The organism is Providencia sp. NPDC089933, assembly GCF_049545585.1.
Classification (GTDB): Bacteria; Pseudomonadota; Gammaproteobacteria; order Enterobacterales; family Enterobacteriaceae; genus Providencia; species Providencia huashanensis.
This window is the reverse complement of the sequence record NZ_JBMWDT010000002.1, coordinates 69,564-86,511: the sequence shown is the minus strand read 5'-3', so window position 1 is coordinate 86,511 and position 16,948 is coordinate 69,564. Positions and strand designations below refer to the sequence as shown.

Sequence of the window (16,948 nt, the reverse complement as noted above, 5' to 3'; positions counted from 1 at the left end):
AAAATGAAAAGTAATAACATCAAATTATTTGATAATAAATTAATCAAACAATCTATCTTTGAAGCATTCAAAAAATGCACACCGCAAGCACAATGGCGAAATCCCGTGATGTTCGTGGTGTATATCGGCAGTATTATCACCACCCTTTTATGGTTAGCAATGGTAACTCATTACACTGAGGGTAACGCTTGGTTTAGTGGAATGGTGACACTATGGCTATGGTTTACACTGCTCTTTGCTAATTTTGCCGAGGCGCTAGCTGAAGGGCGAAGTAAGGCACAAGCCCAAAGTTTAAAAGGGGTAAAACAGCAAAGTAACGCAACTCGTTTGGCTTCTGCATCAATGGATGCGGCTCAAGAAATCGTGGTTTCAAGCCAGTTACGTAAAGGGGATATCGTGCTTATCCATGCTGGAGAAACAATCCCTTGCGATGGTGAAGTGCTTGAAGGTGGTGCATCTGTCGATGAAAGTGCAATTACTGGTGAGTCAGCTCCTGTGATCCGTGAATCCGGTGGTGACTTTTCCTCAGTCACCGGAGGGACTCGCGTTCTTTCTGATTGGTTAATTGTTGAATGTACCGTAAACCCCGGTGAAACATTCTTAGACCGAATGATTTCAATGGTTGAAGGCGCACAACGTCGTAAAACCCCCAATGAAATCGCTTTAACGATCCTGTTAACCGCCCTGACGATTATTTTCGTGTTGGTATGCGCCACCTTGTACCCATTCACGGTTTTTGCTGCCGATTATGCAGGCGCAGGTAGTGCGGTCTCTATTCTAGTCCTTATAGCTTTATTAATTTGCTTAATTCCAACCACTATTGGCGGGTTACTCTCTTCTATTGGTGTGGCAGGGATGAGCCGTATGTTAGGTGCAAATGTGATTGCCACCAGCGGTCGTGCAGTGGAGGCTGCGGGTGATGTCGACGTCTTATTACTCGATAAAACCGGTACTATCACCCTTGGTAACCGACAAGCATCTGAGTTTTTGCCTTTAACGGGTGTGACTGAACAGCAACTAGCAGATGCTGCTCAACTTTCTTCTTTAGCCGATGAAACCCCTGAAGGGCGTAGTATTGTCGTGTTGGCGAAACAAAAGTTTAATTTACGTGAAAGAGATATTCATGGCCTGAATGCTACCTTTGTTCCGTTCTCTGCAATGACTCGTATGAGCGGTGTCAACATTGGAGAAAGAATGATCCGCAAAGGTTCTGCGGATGCGATACGCCGCTACGTTGAAGCAAACCACAGTAAATTCCCGATAGAAGCCGACCAATTAGTTGAAAAAGTCGCTCATTTAGGGGGAACCCCTCTTGTTGTTGTGGACGACCAAACAGTACTCGGTGTTGTAGCATTAAAAGATATTGTTAAAGGGGGAATGAAAGAGCGATTTGCTCAAATGCGTAGCATGGGGATCAAAACAGTTATGATCACCGGAGATAACCACTTAACAGCCGCCGCTATTGCTGCAGAAGCCGGTGTCGATGACTTCCTCGCTGAGGCAACCCCCGAAGCCAAGCTCGCATTAATCCGCCAATATCAATCAGAAGGCCGACTAGTTGCCATGACGGGTGATGGTACCAACGATGCCCCAGCATTAGCGCAAGCGGATGTGGCTGTAGCGATGAACTCAGGGACACAAGCGGCCAAAGAAGCAGGTAACATGGTTGATTTAGACTCTAACCCAACCAAATTAATTGAGGTCGTCCATATTGGTAAACAAATGTTGATGACACGAGGCTCATTAACAACCTTTAGTATAGCCAATGATATTGCAAAATACTTTGCCATCATTCCAGCCGCTTTTGCTGTCACTTGGCCTCAACTTAATGCATTAAATATTATGCAGTTACATTCACCTGCATCTGCGATTCTCTCAGCGGTGATCTTTAACGCTTTAATTATAATTTTCTTGATCCCATTGGCGATTAAAGGGGTCAATTATCGCCCTATGAGCTCCCAATCATTGTTGCAACGTAACTTAAGCCTCTATGGTTTAGGTGGGTTAATAGTGCCATTTGTTGGGATTAAATTAATTGATATGTTTATTCGCTTATTTGGGATATAAGGAATTGATAATGAACATGATCCGCTCTTCTATTATTATGTTAATAATTCTCACTTTATTCACAGGGATCGCCTACCCATTGATGGTGACAGGGCTTGCTAATGTCTTTTTCCCTTGGCAAGCTCATGGCTCCTTACTCACTCAAGATGATCAGGTTATCGGTTCTGAACTGATTGGACAAAATATACAAAGTGAAAATTACTTTCATGGGCGTCCCTCTGCAACCGCTGAAGCCCCTTATAATACATTAGCATCTGGCGGTAGTAATTTAGCCGTTAGCAACCCATTACTATTACAAACAATGGAACAACGAAGTGCCCAACTTCGCTCAGAAAACCCAGCGGCTGACAAGAGCATCCCTGTTGATTTATTAACAGCCTCTGCCAGTGGATTAGACCCCAATATTTCTGTTGATGCGGCGTTATATCAAGCCCCGCGAATTGCTAAACACAGACAGATCCCACTAGAAGAGGTAAAATCATTAATTAATACTCATACTGAAAATAGTGTATTCGCTTTTTTAGGCGAGCCTGTTATTAATGTCTTAAAGTTAAACCTTGCTCTTGATGAATATCAGCAACAAGCCAATAGCCAAACTCACTAAGGCCTATTATGAAAAATCAGGAACCTAGTCGCCCTAATCCCGACGATTTATTGGTAAAGGCCAATGAAACAGGCCGTGGCAAATTAAAAATTTTTTTCGGCGCCTGTGCTGGCGTCGGGAAAACCTATGCCATGCTTCAAGAAGCCCAAAGACTAAGGTCACAAGGATTAGATGTGCTTATTGGTGTAGTAGAAACCCATGAACGCGAAGAAACAGCTGCGTTACTTGAAGGTCTCTCACAGTTACCACCAAAGCGTATCCAACATAGGGGACGCCGTTTAACTGCTTTTGATATTGACGCCGCAATTGCTAGGCACCCAGCCATTATTTTAATGGATGAATTAGCATTTAGTAATCCTAATGGCAGCCTACACCCTAAACGCTGGCAGGATGTCGAAGAGCTATTAAATGCTGGTATTGATGTCCTTACGACCATTAACGTTCAACATATTGAAAGTTTAAATGATATCGTCGGAAGCATTACTGGTATTCGAGTGCGTGAAACGGTTCCTGATCATATTTTTGATGCCGCAGATGAAGTCGTATTAGTTGACTTGCCTCCTGATGACTTACGGCAACGCCTAAAAGAAGGCAAAGTTTATATCTCTGGGCAAGCAGAGCGAGCAATCGAACATTTTTTCCGTAAAGGGAATCTCATCGCGCTACGTGAGCTGGCTCTACGTCGAACTGCCGATCGCGTTGATGACCAGATGCGGGAATTTCGTGATGGTAAGGGGCAAGCCCCTGTCTGGCATACCCGGGATGGCCTTCTATTATGTATTGGTCATAATATGGGTAATGAAAAGTTGGTTCGCACCGCGGCTCGCCTTGCCGCAAAGTTTGGCAGTGTATGGCATGCTGTATATGTGGAAACTCCTGCGCTCCATCAATTACCCGAGGCTCGGCGCAGAGCCATTTTAAAGGCATTACGTCTTGCTCAAGATTTAGGCGCTGAAACCGCCACGTTATCTGACCCTTCTGAAGAAAAAGCCATATTACGTTATGCTCGAGAACATAATTTGGGCAAAATACTGATTGGTCGTCGCGATAAGCAACGTAAATGGCCCATATTTAATTTACGTCCTGGCTTTGCTGACCGTCTTGGCAAATTAGGGCCAGACCTTGACTTGGTGATCGTCGCGCTAGAAGAAAAAAGCGAATGGGATAAAGAACCAGAGAGAAAACCTTTCTCTGAAAAATGGCGTTCAGACATGAACGGTTATTTGATGGCGATTGTGATGTGTGCTGCAATTACCGTGTTCTCACGCACATTTTTGTTAGCGTTAGATAAAGCCAACTTAGTCACGCTCTATCTACTCGGCGTGGTACTTATCGCGCTATTTTATGGCAGGCGCCCTTCTGTCTTTGCGGCACTAATTAATGTTATTAGCTTTGATTTATTCTTTGTTCAGCCCCATTTTTCCCTTGCTATCATGGATATGCAATATTTAGTCACCTTTACGGTTATGCTAATTGTTGGCGTCGTTGTGGGGAATTTAACTGCTGGCATGCGCTATCAAGCCCGAATTGCCCGTTATCGTGAACAACGAACGCGACATTTATATGAAATGACAAAAGAATTAGGGCAAGCACTCAGCACCGATGACATCGGCAGAACAGGCTATCACTTCCTTAATAACGCGTTCCAAGCCAAAAGCTGTTTATTAATACCCAATGCTGAGGGGCAATTATTGCCCTTAAAATGTGAGGGGCACAGTGCAATGCAAATTGATAATGCAATTGCCAAATGGAGCTTTGATAAACGCCAACCCGCAGGAGCTGGCACCGATACTCTTCCCAGCGTCCCCTATCAATTGCAACCTATAACAACCGCAGATCAAACACTTGCCGTCTTAGCGATTGAACCTAGAAATATGCGCCAGTTGTTGATCCCAGAACAACAACGTATGTTACAAACCTTCACTGGGTTAATTGCCAGTGCCCTTGCTCGGTTAGAGCTAACCAAACAAGCCGAATCCGCAAAATTAGATATTGAACGTGAGCAATTGCGTAATTCATTACTCGCGGCCCTTTCACACGACCTAAAAACACCATTAACCGTTTTATTTGGGCAAACTGAAATATTAATGTTGAATTTGTCTGCTGAAAACTCACCACTTACTGAGCAAGTTAATAAAATGCGCCAACAAGTTCTGAGTACTTCGCGATTAGTCAATAATTTACTTGATATGGCACGGCTGCAATCTGGTGGTATTCAACCTAATTTAGAGTGGCAATCACTACAAGAAATTACCAGTAGCGCTGTCAGAACATTAGACTATACTTTACATAGTCATCCTTTAGATATTGATATCCCAGCTGATTTATTACTCTATTGTGATGCCAATTTGATAGAGCGGGTGCTTATCAACCTATTAGAAAATGCCGTAAAATATAGCCATGAAGATACCCCAATTGGTATTAAGGCGAGGGTTGAAAGGCAAAAAATTCATATTGAAATTTGGGATGCCAGCAATGCAATCCCTGATGGACAAGAAAAAACTATTTTCGATAAATTCTCTCGAGCGCAAAAAGAATCAGCCATTCCCGGAGTTGGCTTAGGCCTTGCTATTTGTCGTGCCATTATTCAATTACATGAAGGGGAAATATGGGCTCAGAACAATAATAAAGGTGGAGCCAGCTTCCACTTTGTTTTACCTTTAAAACAACTACCTGATATTGAAACCGAAATTTAGGAGAACAACCACTATTGTGAGTACTCATCAAATCCTGATCGTTGAAGATGAAAAAGAGATCCGCCGCTTTGTTCGCCTTGCGCTGGAAGGTGAAGGCTGGAAAGTTTTTGAAGCAGAAAACTACCAACGCGGGTTGATTGAATCTGGGACACGGCAACCCGACTTGCTTATCTTAGACCTTGGGTTGCCTGATGGCGATGGGCTTGATTTAATTCATGATTTACGCAAATGGAGCAGTATTCCTATCATCGTTTTATCCGCTCGAGAAGACGAATCTCAAAAGGTTGCCGCCCTTGATGCAGGTGCTGATGATTATCTGACTAAGCCTTTTGGCATCAGCGAATTACTCGCACGAGTCCGTGTCGCCTTGCGTCGTTTTGGCAAAGCGGCACAAGAAAACTCACAATTTCAATTTGGTGATATTACGGTCGATTTTATTAATCGGGTTGTCACTAAGCAAAATGAAGAATTACACCTTACTCCCATTGAATTCCGCTTGCTCAGCGAGTTAGTTGCTAACAGCGGCAAAGTATTAACCCAACGGCATTTATTATTACAAGTATGGGGGCCGAGCTATATTGAGCATAACCATTATTTGCGAATTTATATGGGCCATTTGCGGCAAAAATTAGAAAATGACCCAACTCGCCCAATTCATTTACTTACAGAAACAGGTATTGGTTATCGCTTTATGCCTTAAATTGAATTCTAGGAATCTTACCGATAGTTTAAATTAAACGGCTGCTTATAATTTACTCACCTTTTTTCTATGGAGAGAAATTCGTGCAATCACTTACAGCCCAACTATCAAACCGCTTTTCCTCTGCTTTAGTGCTTTTTTTAAGTGTTTTTGTCACCACTCAAGCTCTAGCATTAAGCCCTGAAGAAAAAATTCGTACTGAATCATTATTAGCAGAACTCGGTAAACAACAAAACCTGACTTTTACTCGTAATGGTACGGAGCATTCTGCAACTGATGCTGAATCTCACTTGAGATTAAAACTGCGTAAAACTGAGAAACGCCTCAATACTACTGAACAATTTATCGATAACGTTGCTTCAAAATCATCGGTTACAGGGGAAGAATACCAAGTCAAGGATGCACAAGGTAATGTTTTCTCTGCCAATCAATATTTACATGATTTATTGAAAAACAGTGTGGATAAAAATTAAGAAGTCACAGTAGGTGTTTTTAACCATAAATAAAAACACCTACTGGATGATTGACTAGTTTGCTATCATCTCCCCGACTTTAACAGCCACCCAACCTGCTGGTGTTGTTGCCCCACCGACAATGTTTGTCATTTCAGAAATACCTTCTGGGACAGGGATATTTGAATTAACTGCCGCCTGTGTATACCCTTTAGAAATATCTGTCCCAACATAATAAATAGATGTAAGGACAAGTGTTCCACAAATAAACATTCTAAACATATTACGCTTACAGAAAGGCGTAACCATTGCTAATAAAAACATTAATGAAGCAAGGTCAACGAAAGGTAATACTTTATTACCCGGTAAAATAAATGCGAGCACAATTGCCATTGGGATGAGTAAAAGCCCTGTCGCTAATACTGATGGCTCCCCAATTAATAAAGCGGTATCCATTCCTATATAGAAGTCTCGATTAGGAAATACTTTTTTCAATTTAGCTTCAACGGCATCTCGTACAATTAATAAACCTTGAACTAATATTTCGATCATTTTAGGTAGCAATAACATTGCAGCAGATACAGTAACGGCCAACGCAACAGACTCACTAATGCTATAACCTGCCATTAATGCTAAAACTAAACCAAGAATAAACCCGAGTGTTAATGGCTCGCCAAAAACACCAAATTTTTTATTGATCGTTTCGGGTTCTAAATTAATTTTAGAAACCCCCGGTATTTTTTCAATAATATAATTAGTTGCTATTCCAAAGGGAACATACATGATACAAGTTAAATGCGGGAACGAAATTCCTTTTAAATTATAGTTTCGCTGTAAATAAGGCGCAGTAATATCCGCAGCAACTAATGTTAAAATAAAAATAACATAGGTGATACCAATTGAGAGCCAATAACTTTCAGTACCTGCGTAAACGACTGAACCAACAAGTAAGAAGATCCAATAATTAAAAATATCGATATTAATGGTTTTTGTCATTTTAAAAACAACCATTAATAGGTTTATCACAATAAAGCCTACGACTACCGGTAACATAATCGGAGAGCCCCACCCAATCGTTGATGCCGTAGGCCAACCTGTATCAACAACCGTTAGGTTTAATCCCATTTTCTCTACCATTGATTGCGATGCAGGGCCAAGATTAGATAATAATAAATTAATTACCAATCCAACGCCGACGAAGCCAATTCCCACAAGCATCCCTGCTTTAAATGCTGTACCTACTCTTACGCCAAAACATAATGCAATAATAAAGAAAATAATGGGCATCATGACAGATGCACCAAGGCCTATAATACTATTGATAATATCCATAGCATTTTCTCACGTAAAAGGATTTGAAATAGAATGCATGGTAATAGCACGCATTCTATCGTTTAATATTAAATTTTTATTTTAATTTAATAACTCTATTTTATTTCCTTCAGAAATAACTCTGAAAATAATTTTGGTGTATTGCTAAATGCATCAAGAGTACTCCCCGCCATATGAGGTGTGATAGTGATATTGTCTAATAAATAAAATTCACTATTATCTTTTAGTGGTTCATCATCAAAGGTATCAATTGCCGCCCCCATGATTCTTCCATTCTTTAATGCTTCAATCAAATCACTTTCATTAATTAAACCTGACCGCGCCGTATTAATAATAGTGGTGGTCTTTTTCATTAAATCAAAATGTTTTTTATTAATTAAATTTTGTGTTTCGCTGGATAGCCTTGCATGTAAGGAAATAATATCCGCTTGGGAAACTAATTCTTCTAAGGTTTCAACTTTAGTAAACCCAGCAATATCGCTCACATATTTATCATAATATAAAATTGTACACCCAAAACCGGATAAAAATTTAGCAACTAACTGTGCAATATGCCCAAAACCGACTAACCCTATTATTTTCCCGCCTATTTCGGGAATAACATCTGCATTAGGAAAATCTTTACGCCAATGCTTATCTTTAAGTGCGTCATGTGCTCGGGCAATATTACGCGTCTCAGATAACATTAACCCGACAGTAAACTCAGCGACACTACGCGCATTACGCCCTGGTGTATTGAACACCTTAATTCCCTTGCTTTTCGCATATTCAACATTAATATTTTCAATACCTCCACGCAGTACCCCGATATATTTTAGTTTTGGCAAACTATCAATCACCGCTTTATTTATTGGCGCAAATTGGGTGACCACTAATTCAGCATCTTGTGCACTTGTATACAGTTCAACGGGTAAAATTACCGCTTCTGAACCATGCTGCTCAATTTGTAAGTTATCTTCTTGAAGCTTTTCGATGGAGCTGTGTGTCCACTGATTAACCGTCACATCAATACCGTTATTACGTAATTTCTCTAAGCCTAAATCCATCGTATTCTTTTTAATGAATAAATCGGCAATCGCAAGGCATTTCATTTTCTTTCCCCTTTTACTTAACGCATTAACATGCCACCGGTCACATCAATGGTTGCACCAGTCATATAACTCGCTTTTTGTGAAACTAAAAATACCCCGATATCTGCAATTTCGGATGGAGAAGCGACGCGACCATTTGGTATACGATTAAGATAATATTCCGCATTATTGCGCAAATTCTCACGGATCATCTCCGTATCCATAATGCCTACTGCAATGTTATTCACATTAATATTTTGTTTTGCCACTTCTCTAGCTAATGAGATTGAAAAAGCCACTAACCCTGCTTTACTGGCCGCATAATGAGAATGCCCAGTTGTTGAGCCATGAAAAGCTGCTTGTGAGGTGATATTCAAAATCGAACCTGTTATTTCCTTAGCTAAACATTGGTTAACAAATAGCTTGCTTAGATGAAAAACTGATTTCAAATTCACATTCATCACCTTATCCCAATCCTCCAATGAGATTTCGCTCACTTTACCTGATAGCCAGACAGCCGCATTATTGACCAAAATATTAAACTGCCCGAACTCACTTAACCCACTATCGAATAGGGTATCGATAGCTTCGCTATCACTTAAGTCGGTTCTAATGGCTTGGACTTTTACACCACTTTTCCCATTGATTTCTTTCACTAATGACTCTGCATCGTCAGGATGACTGCGGTAAGTAAAACAGACATTAACGCCTTCTTGTGCTAATGAACGAACAAACTCACGTCCAAGCCCTGTCGCCCCACCTGTCACTAATGCGTTTTTTCCTTGTAAGTGAAGTTTCATAATTAATTCCTTTTATTATTCAGTAGCTAGCATATGCATTGGTGAACGACTATGGGATTTCCATGTAGCTTGCATATCATCAAGCATGCATTTATACAGTGCGTACTTTTGCTGATAAACGGTTTTATTCGCTGTATCCGGCTTGATGATATCGGCTACTTTGACCATCACTTCACAGGCAGCAAATACATCTGGGAAATGCCCTTCCATCACGGCCGCTGTCATGGCCGCACCCAGTGTGCCGTGTTCTTGAACATCTACAATTTCAAGCTGGCACTGGAAGATATCAGCAAAAATTTGTAGCCAAACTGGGGAATGCGTTATCCCTCCAGCAATACGAACCACATCACTGAGTTGTGGGTTAATCTTTCTTAACCTTTCAACGTGATAAAGATGACTAAACGCGACCCCTTCATAGATAGCACGCAAAAAGTGCCCACGATGATGAAAACTAGTGACACCAACAAACCCTGCTGTTGCATCTGGAATGGTATTGGAACCAAAAACAAAAGGAAAAAACATGAGTTGGCTTTCGCTTGGTGTTGTTGCAGCAACGAGTTGATTACAAAGCTCATAAACTGAACCGCCCTTCGATTCTTCGAGTTGTTTGTCCGCTGCCATAAAATGTGTAATAAACCACTCTAAATTACTGGCAGAGGTTGGGCTGGCTTCTGTAATTTGCCATCTATTTTCCATTGGATAAATAGATGTCATAAATAGGTTTTTATCAACGACTGGCTTGTCTGTTACGTATTCATTAATACTCCACGTCCCCGCCACAATCGCTAATTTATTAATTTGGTTAACACCCGATGCTAAAGATGATGCTGAAATATCAAATATCCCCCCTGATACAGGAGTACCCGCACTTAGCCCCGTCAACTCAGCAATTTCGGGGGTGATATACCCACAACAATCCGTTGATAATTTGATTGGTGGCAGCTTGTCTTTCCACTCTAAACCGCCCCAAAATTCAAGAATTTCATCGTCATAACAACGGTCACGTACATTAATTAAGTTAGTCCCTGAAATATCTGTCAGCTCTTGGTATGCCTCACCTGTTAAATAAAAACGGATCAGGTCTTTGACCATAAAAATATAACGGGCTTTTTGTAAGCTCTCAGGTTCATGATCACGCAACCATGCAAGCAACGCAACAGGCTGCCCTGCCCAGATGGACTGCATCGTTTTTGGCAAAATATCACTTTCAAATCGAGGTGACCGATACCAGTTTTCGACATATTGTTTTGCTCGATTATCTGTGGATACGATACCATTACGCGTCGCATTTCCCTGTTCATCAACGAGGTACAACCCATTTCCGTGACCTGTCACAGATATACCAATAATATCCTCAGCATCTATAGCGGATTTTTTTAGCACCTCTTTAATAACTAAAAGATTTGATTGCCAAAGTTCTGCAATATCCCTTTCAGTGAAAAAAGGTTTTGGAGTGATCATTCGTGTCGTATTTGAAGCAATAGAGACGACCTGGCCTTCTAGGTTATAGATAGCTGCTTTGGTGACGGTTCCACCATTATCAATGCCCATGACATATTGTGTTTTCATTATGAGCCTCTTTGTAATCGGATTTTTATAATTGTTGTTTACCAAAGGGTATGTTCACTGGTTGTAATTCCGTTAAAGCCGGTATAGAAAATTTTATCGACAATATATTTTCTTTTTACAAATCCACCTGCAATGAATGGTTTATTACTTTGATTAAAGCTTCTTTTTAATAAATCAAAACAACTACAGGCATATTCAGCTGGTAATAATTCAATAGCATCAACATCAACTGAATTGTTTTTAACCATATTACTTGCTTGCTCTAATGAACGAGAATCCACTAGTAATACTCTGAATATTGTGTCTAACCCTTCTTTTTTTGCATAACGTAGAGCTGTAAAATTTGAAGAAATAACACCGTCAACTTTATAAAAGTTTTTAAGCACCGTAATACCTGATTGGTCAGGTTTAAATCCACCTAATAATTCTAAATGGACTAAAACTTTTTTCCCTGCCTTATGGCATTTTCCAATCATAGATTGCAAATTACCAATATCGGCATCTGGTAATAAAATATATTCAGAACGACAATTTAATGCCTTCTCAAAATATTTGTAATTTCTGACTGATGGAATAACGGTGTTATTTAAATTCATTATTTAATTCCAATTATTTTGTATTTTGATATAGAGCATAAGCTTCTTCAGGTGATGCCCCTTGGTGAATAATGGCATTTAAACCTGCAACCATTGCGATAGGTTTAGGGTCTTGTGTAATGTTACGCCCAACCGCAACACCTTTAGCCCCCATATTCATGCAATGCTCTACAAATTTAAAGTAGCCAAGTGTATCTGTTTTTGGTCCACCCAAAGCTAAAACAGGGACCATCGAAGCTTCAACAATCAGATAGTCGTCTTCGGTACCTGAAAAACGCGTTTTGATCACATCTGCACCCAGCTCTACGGCAATACGGGCGGCATCCGCAATAACTTTGGCTTCATTGGATTCTGGACTAGTCACTGGGTAACCATAAGGCAATGATTCTACAATGAAAGGCATATTCCATTGTTCTGCTTCTTTTACCAATCTAGCGACCATAGCGTGGGTTTTTTCTTCATTAAATGCGCCAGGAAAGGTCATACAAACCATGCCATCAGCATCTATTTTTAGTGCGTCCTCTGTCGTAAATACCTGTTGCGTGTCAGGTACACTGTTATCATATACATTCACCGTTGAATCAACACGCAGCACAATCGAAATGTCTTTAAACTCCTTCTGGTAATTCCTTGCCATACCGTAAGTTACCAGCGCACAATCCAACCCATTAGCGACTAATTCTGGCATTTGTTTTATTGTATTATCGATACCTTCTGTTTTTGTCGAGAAAAAATAACCATCTAATGCTAGCGTAACGGATTTCCCATCCTGAGCAAAAATCTTAGATAAACGACGTTGTTTTGACATAATATTTCCTTAGAATAAAAACAAAAAAAGCCCTCAGAGATCTGATTAAGATCTCTGAGGGCTTTCAGTTCACTGACCCTGTTATTTATATTTTTAATTATTAAAACCAAGTAATAGATTATTTGATCTTTTTTAAAAATATAAATTTAATTTATATTTAACCTAACTAATGGTTTTTCAATTTAACCTGAAAAAACATTAGTTATTAAGATTAATAAAAACAAATTAATCACTTTGTGTGTTATATATCTTTATTAATCTTAACTGGAGTATATCTTTATCATACAATCTTTCAAACTGTCTAACCGATTTTATTGTTTTGTGATTTAAATCCCGTAATCAATTTTTGATTTCAGTATTTTCAGATATTATTGGTTAATAACCACAAGAAACCATAATTAATTTAGCGTAGTTCTTTCTATACAGCAATAAACCACTTTATTTACAAGGGTAATAACTGATTAAATAACCTCATTTTCTGTTGATTATTTTTTATTATTCTCTATTCAATATCACAGAGAAAACAAAAAATCCCCCCTAGAAATATACATATGTATGTGACTAGGGTTAGAGGGTAAAGCCAATGCACCTAATGTGCATTGGCTTACAACATTTTTTAGTTAGACTCTATTTTAGCCCAAGTATCACGCAACCCTACCGTCCTATTAAAGACCAAGTTATCCGCGCTACTTAAACGGTTATCTGCACAAAAATACCCTTCACGCTCAAACTGATATGCTTTTTCAGGGGCAGCATCTTTTAAGCTTGGTTCAACAAACCCTTGGCGAATAACCAATGACTCTGGGTTGATTACCGACAGGAAATCCTCTTCTGCACCTGGGTTTGGTACTGTAAATAAGCGGTCGTACAAACGAATTTCCGCTGGCAGTGCGTGTGCTACGCTAACCCAGTGAATAACCCCTCTGACTTTACGCCCATCCGCAGGGTCTTTATTTAATGTACCTGCATCGTAGGTACAATAAATAGTCGTGATATTGCCCTCTGCGTCTTTCTCAACACGCTCAGCTTTGATGATATAAGCGTTACGTAAGCGAACTTCTTTACCTAAAACTAAACGTTTATATTGACGATTTGCTTCCTCGCGAAAATCTGCACGGTCAATATAAATTTCATTGCTAAATGGCACTTGGCGAGTGCCCATCTCAGGTTTATTTGGGTGATTTGGTGCCGTTAAGATTTCTTCACCAGCAGGCATGTTTTCAATCACCACACGCACTGGATCAATAACCGCCATTGCACGCGGAGCTGACTCATTCAGGTCATCACGAATACAGGACTCTAATGATGCCATTTCAACGTTGTTGTCTTGCTTAGTGACACCAATACGTTGGCAGAACTCGCGGATAGAAGCTGCGGTATAACCACGACGGCGCAAACCTGAAATGGTTAACATGCGTGGATCGTCCCAACCATTGACATGTTTTTCTGTCACTAATTGGTTCAGTTTACGCTTAGACATCACCGTATATTCCAAATTCAGACGAGAAAACTCGTACTGACGTGGATGACAATCAATCGTGATGTTATCTAATACCCAATCATATAAACGACGGTTATCTTGGAACTCAAGTGTACATAAAGAATGTGTAATACCTTCTAACGCATCAGAAATACAATGTGTGAAGTCATACATCGGATAAATGCACCACTTATTACCAGATTGGTGATGTTCCGCAAACTTAATACGATATAAAACCGGGTCGCGCATCACCATAAATGGGGATGCCATGTCAATTTTAGCACGTAAACACGCTTTACCTTCCTCAAAGCCACCTGCACGCATTTTTTCAAATAATGCTAAGTTATCTTCAATTAAACGCTCACGGTATGGGCTATTTTTACCCGGCTCTTTCAAAGTCCCGCGATATTCACGGATTTCATCAGGGCTGAGCTCATCAACATAAGCAAGACCTTTGTTGATCAGTTCAATTGCGTATTGATACAAAGTATCAAAATAATCAGAGGAATAACGAACATTCCCCGTCCATTCAAAACCTAGCCATTTAACGTCTTCTTGAATGGAGTTAACGTATTCGACATCTTCTTTTACAGGGTTGGTATCATCAAAACGTAAATTACATTGTCCCTGATAGTCCTTGGCAATGCCAAAATTCAAGCAGATTGATTTCGCATGACCAATATGTAAATAGCCATTCGGTTCTGGTGGAAAACGTGTATGCACTGATGTGTGTTTTCCGCTCGCCAGATCTTCATCTATGATCTGACGGATAAAATTTGTTGGGCGAGCATCTGCCTCATTCATTGTCATCATTCCTCAATGCCAAAAGCGCGCTAAAAGCGTGTAGTATCTGAATATATTCTATCATAATCAATCAGGAAACAACCGTTTGATTGCGCTTAGCCACCAAAAGGTGCAACAAACTGGAATTTAGGGCAAAAAACTCCCGACATCAGCCCAATTCATTTTTAAGTGAACAACATCACCATTAACACCACTAGCAATAATAGCGGATAACTTTGTGCATGACGTTTATCACTAAGATAAGGCATTAGTAAACCAGCAAAGCGAATTCCCAGCCATGATGCTGCGATTAAAATCAATGCACCTTTAATGTAGATCATCCCAAGGAAACCCGCGCCAAGGTCAATGTGTTGGTCGATAGCAAAAAAGAAGTACGTCAATGTTCCTGTAATCGCCATTGGTAATGTCAATGGATTGGCAAATGCAGCCGCTTGGATCATACTCGCGCCTCTACGTCGCATTAAAGGGACTGTCATCACGCTCCCACCGACCCCAAGAAATGCAGCCACAGCACCAATCACCACCCCAATGGGGGTATCTGCAAAAATGCCCCCTTGTGATGCGGTTACACCATTTGCCTGTGTATTCATAAAACCAGGGCGGATAAAGCAATCTAAAATAGTAATAACTAAGTAACCTATAAATATCCAACGGATCAACGCACTATCTATTGATAGCGCCACTATTGCCCCTAAAATTCCACCAATTGAAATAGGGATAACAAAGGGACGTATAATCGGCCAACTCAGGTTGCCTTTAAGGTAATGAGCACGGCTAGAAAGCGCCGATGAAAAGATCATTACACAGGTTGATGTTGCTACCGCAATTTGCATTGCTACACTGCTTGCCTCGCTTTGCGGCCCCCACACTAAAGTAATCAAAGCATATAACAGTGGAACCGTAATAAAACCGCCACCAAAACCGAATAATGCCGTTGTTATTCCTGAAATAAATCCAAACAAACACAGTAGCCAATCCACAGATAAGTCCTCATGAGTCATTGAAAAGTTATCTTATCGATGAAAAAAGCCCCTTGCTTATGCAAATTAGACAACCTAGTTTGAGATTTCGCCAAAATAATTAACAAATTTAATTTTTTAACACGAAAAAAAATAGAGTATTTTTATTACTCTATTTTAGGGTATTATTCACAGTTACCTTTCATACTAGTCATAAATTAACCAATCGCATTTTTCTGATTATCTCTATATTTTTTTAGGTATGCCTTTATTTGTTTTTCTACTTTATCATTACATTCATTTACCCAAGTGCGGTTATTAGGATTTTGTTGCTTACATTTATCGCCCTCATTTGATATTTTGAGTAAATCAACATAAGTATCAAAATTCTTGAGGTAATATGCATCTTGCCCCTTTGGATTATCTCTTGCTACCATTTCTAAGTAGTACTTAGCTTTATTAAAGTCCTGAGGGACCCCTCCGAGTCCATGTAAATAAATCGTCGAAAGGTTTTTACCTGCGGTAAGTACCTTATTACCATAAAGGTGGTAAGCTTATTCATAATATAAAATTGCTTCTGGCATATTTATTTCCCCCCCATTACCATGCTGATAGTTTACCCCTGTAAATAACAGAGCTAATCCATTGTTAGAATTAATTTCTAGCACCCTCTTCAAAAAGAAATTTGCCAGTGCACACTCTTCTTTTGTAACTTTCACATTATGTAAATGCTTAAAATCGGTGCAACCAATTCTGAAAAAAGAAAACAAAGCATAGTTATCATCTTCCTTATTAGATTTTAATGCCCGATGATATAATTCAACCACTTGTTGTTGATTTTTGGGATAAGGTACTCGTTTAGGTAGATCTGAGTCATAACGTAGCTCTGTTTCATTATACCCAATGGTATATAGACGATCCCTTACAGTTGGAATTAAAGGAGGGGTTGTATTTCCTCCCCACGTTGGAGTCCCCATCATGAACGCTCCTATAACGATAGACCATGAAATC

The 16,948-nt window shown here is 39.9% G+C and carries 15 protein-coding genes; 5 read left to right on the top strand and 10 right to left on the bottom strand.

Features of this window, described 5'->3' with window-relative positions:
- Positions 1-3 precede the first annotated feature (3 nt).
- From kdpB to ACPEH5_RS04160, 5 genes are all read left to right on the top strand, one after another.
- Positions 4-2,067, top strand: coding sequence for a potassium-transporting ATPase subunit KdpB (gene kdpB / locus ACPEH5_RS04180; RefSeq protein ID WP_071547833.1), 2,064 nt, complete (start codon positions 4-6; stop codon positions 2,065-2,067).
- Between the two features lie 10 nt (positions 2,068-2,077).
- Entirely contained in the window at positions 2,078-2,671 is a 594-nt protein-coding gene (gene kdpC, locus ACPEH5_RS04175; RefSeq protein ID WP_042848309.1) for a potassium-transporting ATPase subunit KdpC, read from the top strand.
- Positions 2,672-2,679: 8 nt separating this feature from the next.
- Entirely contained in the window at positions 2,680-5,367 is a 2,688-nt protein-coding gene (gene kdpD, locus ACPEH5_RS04170) for a two-component system sensor histidine kinase KdpD (protein WP_166696858.1), read from the top strand.
- A 16-nt stretch (positions 5,368-5,383) separates the two neighbouring features.
- The gene (gene kdpE / locus ACPEH5_RS04165) at positions 5,384-6,067 is read left to right on the top strand and encodes a two-component system response regulator KdpE (RefSeq protein WP_166687360.1); all 684 of its coding nucleotides are present in this window, start codon (positions 5,384-5,386) and stop codon (positions 6,065-6,067) included.
- An 83-nt stretch (positions 6,068-6,150) separates the two neighbouring features.
- Complete coding sequence (locus ACPEH5_RS04160) at positions 6,151-6,540, top strand: DUF5329 family protein (protein WP_042848315.1); 390 nt, start codon at positions 6,151-6,153, stop codon at positions 6,538-6,540.
- Between the two features lie 54 nt (positions 6,541-6,594).
- Here ACPEH5_RS04160 and ACPEH5_RS04155 read toward each other — a convergent pair whose 3' ends face one another.
- From ACPEH5_RS04155 to ACPEH5_RS04110, 10 genes are all read right to left on the bottom strand, one after another.
- On the bottom strand, positions 6,595-7,851 hold the full coding sequence (locus ACPEH5_RS04155; protein WP_240133387.1) for a PTS galactitol transporter subunit IIC: 1,257 nt from the start codon (positions 7,849-7,851) through the stop codon (positions 6,595-6,597).
- 95 nt (positions 7,852-7,946) lie between these two features.
- Positions 7,947-8,942 (bottom strand): 2-hydroxyacid dehydrogenase, encoded by a 996-nt coding sequence (locus ACPEH5_RS04150; protein WP_129466787.1) that lies wholly within the window; start codon positions 8,940-8,942, stop codon positions 7,947-7,949.
- A 17-nt stretch (positions 8,943-8,959) separates the two neighbouring features.
- Positions 8,960-9,721 carry an SDR family NAD(P)-dependent oxidoreductase gene (locus ACPEH5_RS04145; protein ID WP_281110674.1) on the bottom strand — a complete coding sequence of 254 codons (762 nt, stop codon included), beginning with the start codon at positions 9,719-9,721 and terminating at the stop codon, positions 8,960-8,962.
- 15 nt (positions 9,722-9,736) lie between these two features.
- The gene (locus tag ACPEH5_RS04140) at positions 9,737-11,290 is read right to left on the bottom strand and encodes an FGGY-family carbohydrate kinase (protein WP_166696859.1); all 1,554 of its coding nucleotides are present in this window, start codon (positions 11,288-11,290) and stop codon (positions 9,737-9,739) included.
- Positions 11,291-11,328: 38 nt separating this feature from the next.
- Entirely contained in the window at positions 11,329-11,886 is a 558-nt protein-coding gene (locus ACPEH5_RS04135) for a glycerol-3-phosphate responsive antiterminator (RefSeq protein ID WP_042848322.1), read from the bottom strand.
- A gap of 13 nt (positions 11,887-11,899) precedes the next feature.
- On the bottom strand, positions 11,900-12,694 hold the full coding sequence (locus ACPEH5_RS04130) for a class I fructose-bisphosphate aldolase (RefSeq protein ID WP_042848324.1): 795 nt from the start codon (positions 12,692-12,694) through the stop codon (positions 11,900-11,902).
- Between the two features lie 616 nt (positions 12,695-13,310).
- Positions 13,311-14,978 (bottom strand): glutamine--tRNA ligase, encoded by a 1,668-nt coding sequence (glnS, locus tag ACPEH5_RS04125; protein WP_042848325.1) that lies wholly within the window; start codon positions 14,976-14,978, stop codon positions 13,311-13,313.
- 164 nt (positions 14,979-15,142) lie between these two features.
- The gene (locus ACPEH5_RS04120; protein WP_129466803.1) at positions 15,143-15,958 is read right to left on the bottom strand and encodes a sulfite exporter TauE/SafE family protein; all 816 of its coding nucleotides are present in this window, start codon (positions 15,956-15,958) and stop codon (positions 15,143-15,145) included.
- Positions 15,959-16,155: 197 nt separating this feature from the next.
- The gene (locus ACPEH5_RS04115; RefSeq protein WP_247606828.1) at positions 16,156-16,374 is read right to left on the bottom strand and encodes a hypothetical protein; all 219 of its coding nucleotides are present in this window, start codon (positions 16,372-16,374) and stop codon (positions 16,156-16,158) included.
- Positions 16,375-16,491: 117 nt separating this feature from the next.
- Positions 16,492-16,917 (bottom strand): hypothetical protein, encoded by a 426-nt coding sequence (locus tag ACPEH5_RS04110; protein WP_272663764.1) that lies wholly within the window; start codon positions 16,915-16,917, stop codon positions 16,492-16,494.
- Positions 16,918-16,948 lie beyond the last annotated feature (31 nt).

Coding starts and splice junctions, on each gene's coding strand:
- ACPEH5_RS04155 (WP_240133387.1), bottom strand. CDS start 7,851: ATGGATATTATCAATAGTATTATAGGCCTTGGTGCATCTGTCATGATG.
- ACPEH5_RS04140 (WP_166696859.1), bottom strand. CDS start 11,290: ATGAAAACACAATATGTCATGGGCATTGATAATGGTGGAACCGTCACC.
- kdpB (WP_071547833.1), top strand. CDS start 4: ATGAAAAGTAATAACATCAAATTATTTGATAATAAATTAATCAAACAA.
- ACPEH5_RS04135 (WP_042848322.1), bottom strand. CDS start 11,886: ATGAATTTAAATAACACCGTTATTCCATCAGTCAGAAATTACAAATAT.
- kdpD (WP_166696858.1), top strand. CDS start 2,680: ATGAAAAATCAGGAACCTAGTCGCCCTAATCCCGACGATTTATTGGTA.
- glnS (WP_042848325.1), bottom strand. CDS start 14,978: ATGAATGAGGCAGATGCTCGCCCAACAAATTTTATCCGTCAGATCATA.
- ACPEH5_RS04115 (WP_247606828.1), bottom strand. CDS start 16,374: ATGGTAGCAAGAGATAATCCAAAGGGGCAAGATGCATATTACCTCAAG.
- ACPEH5_RS04130 (WP_042848324.1), bottom strand. CDS start 12,694: ATGTCAAAACAACGTCGTTTATCTAAGATTTTTGCTCAGGATGGGAAA.
- ACPEH5_RS04150 (WP_129466787.1), bottom strand. CDS start 8,942: ATGAAATGCCTTGCGATTGCCGATTTATTCATTAAAAAGAATACGATG.
- ACPEH5_RS04110 (WP_272663764.1), bottom strand. CDS start 16,917: ATGATGGGGACTCCAACGTGGGGAGGAAATACAACCCCTCCTTTAATT.
- ACPEH5_RS04145 (WP_281110674.1), bottom strand. CDS start 9,721: ATGAAACTTCACTTACAAGGAAAAAACGCATTAGTGACAGGTGGGGCG.
- kdpC (WP_042848309.1), top strand. CDS start 2,078: ATGAACATGATCCGCTCTTCTATTATTATGTTAATAATTCTCACTTTA.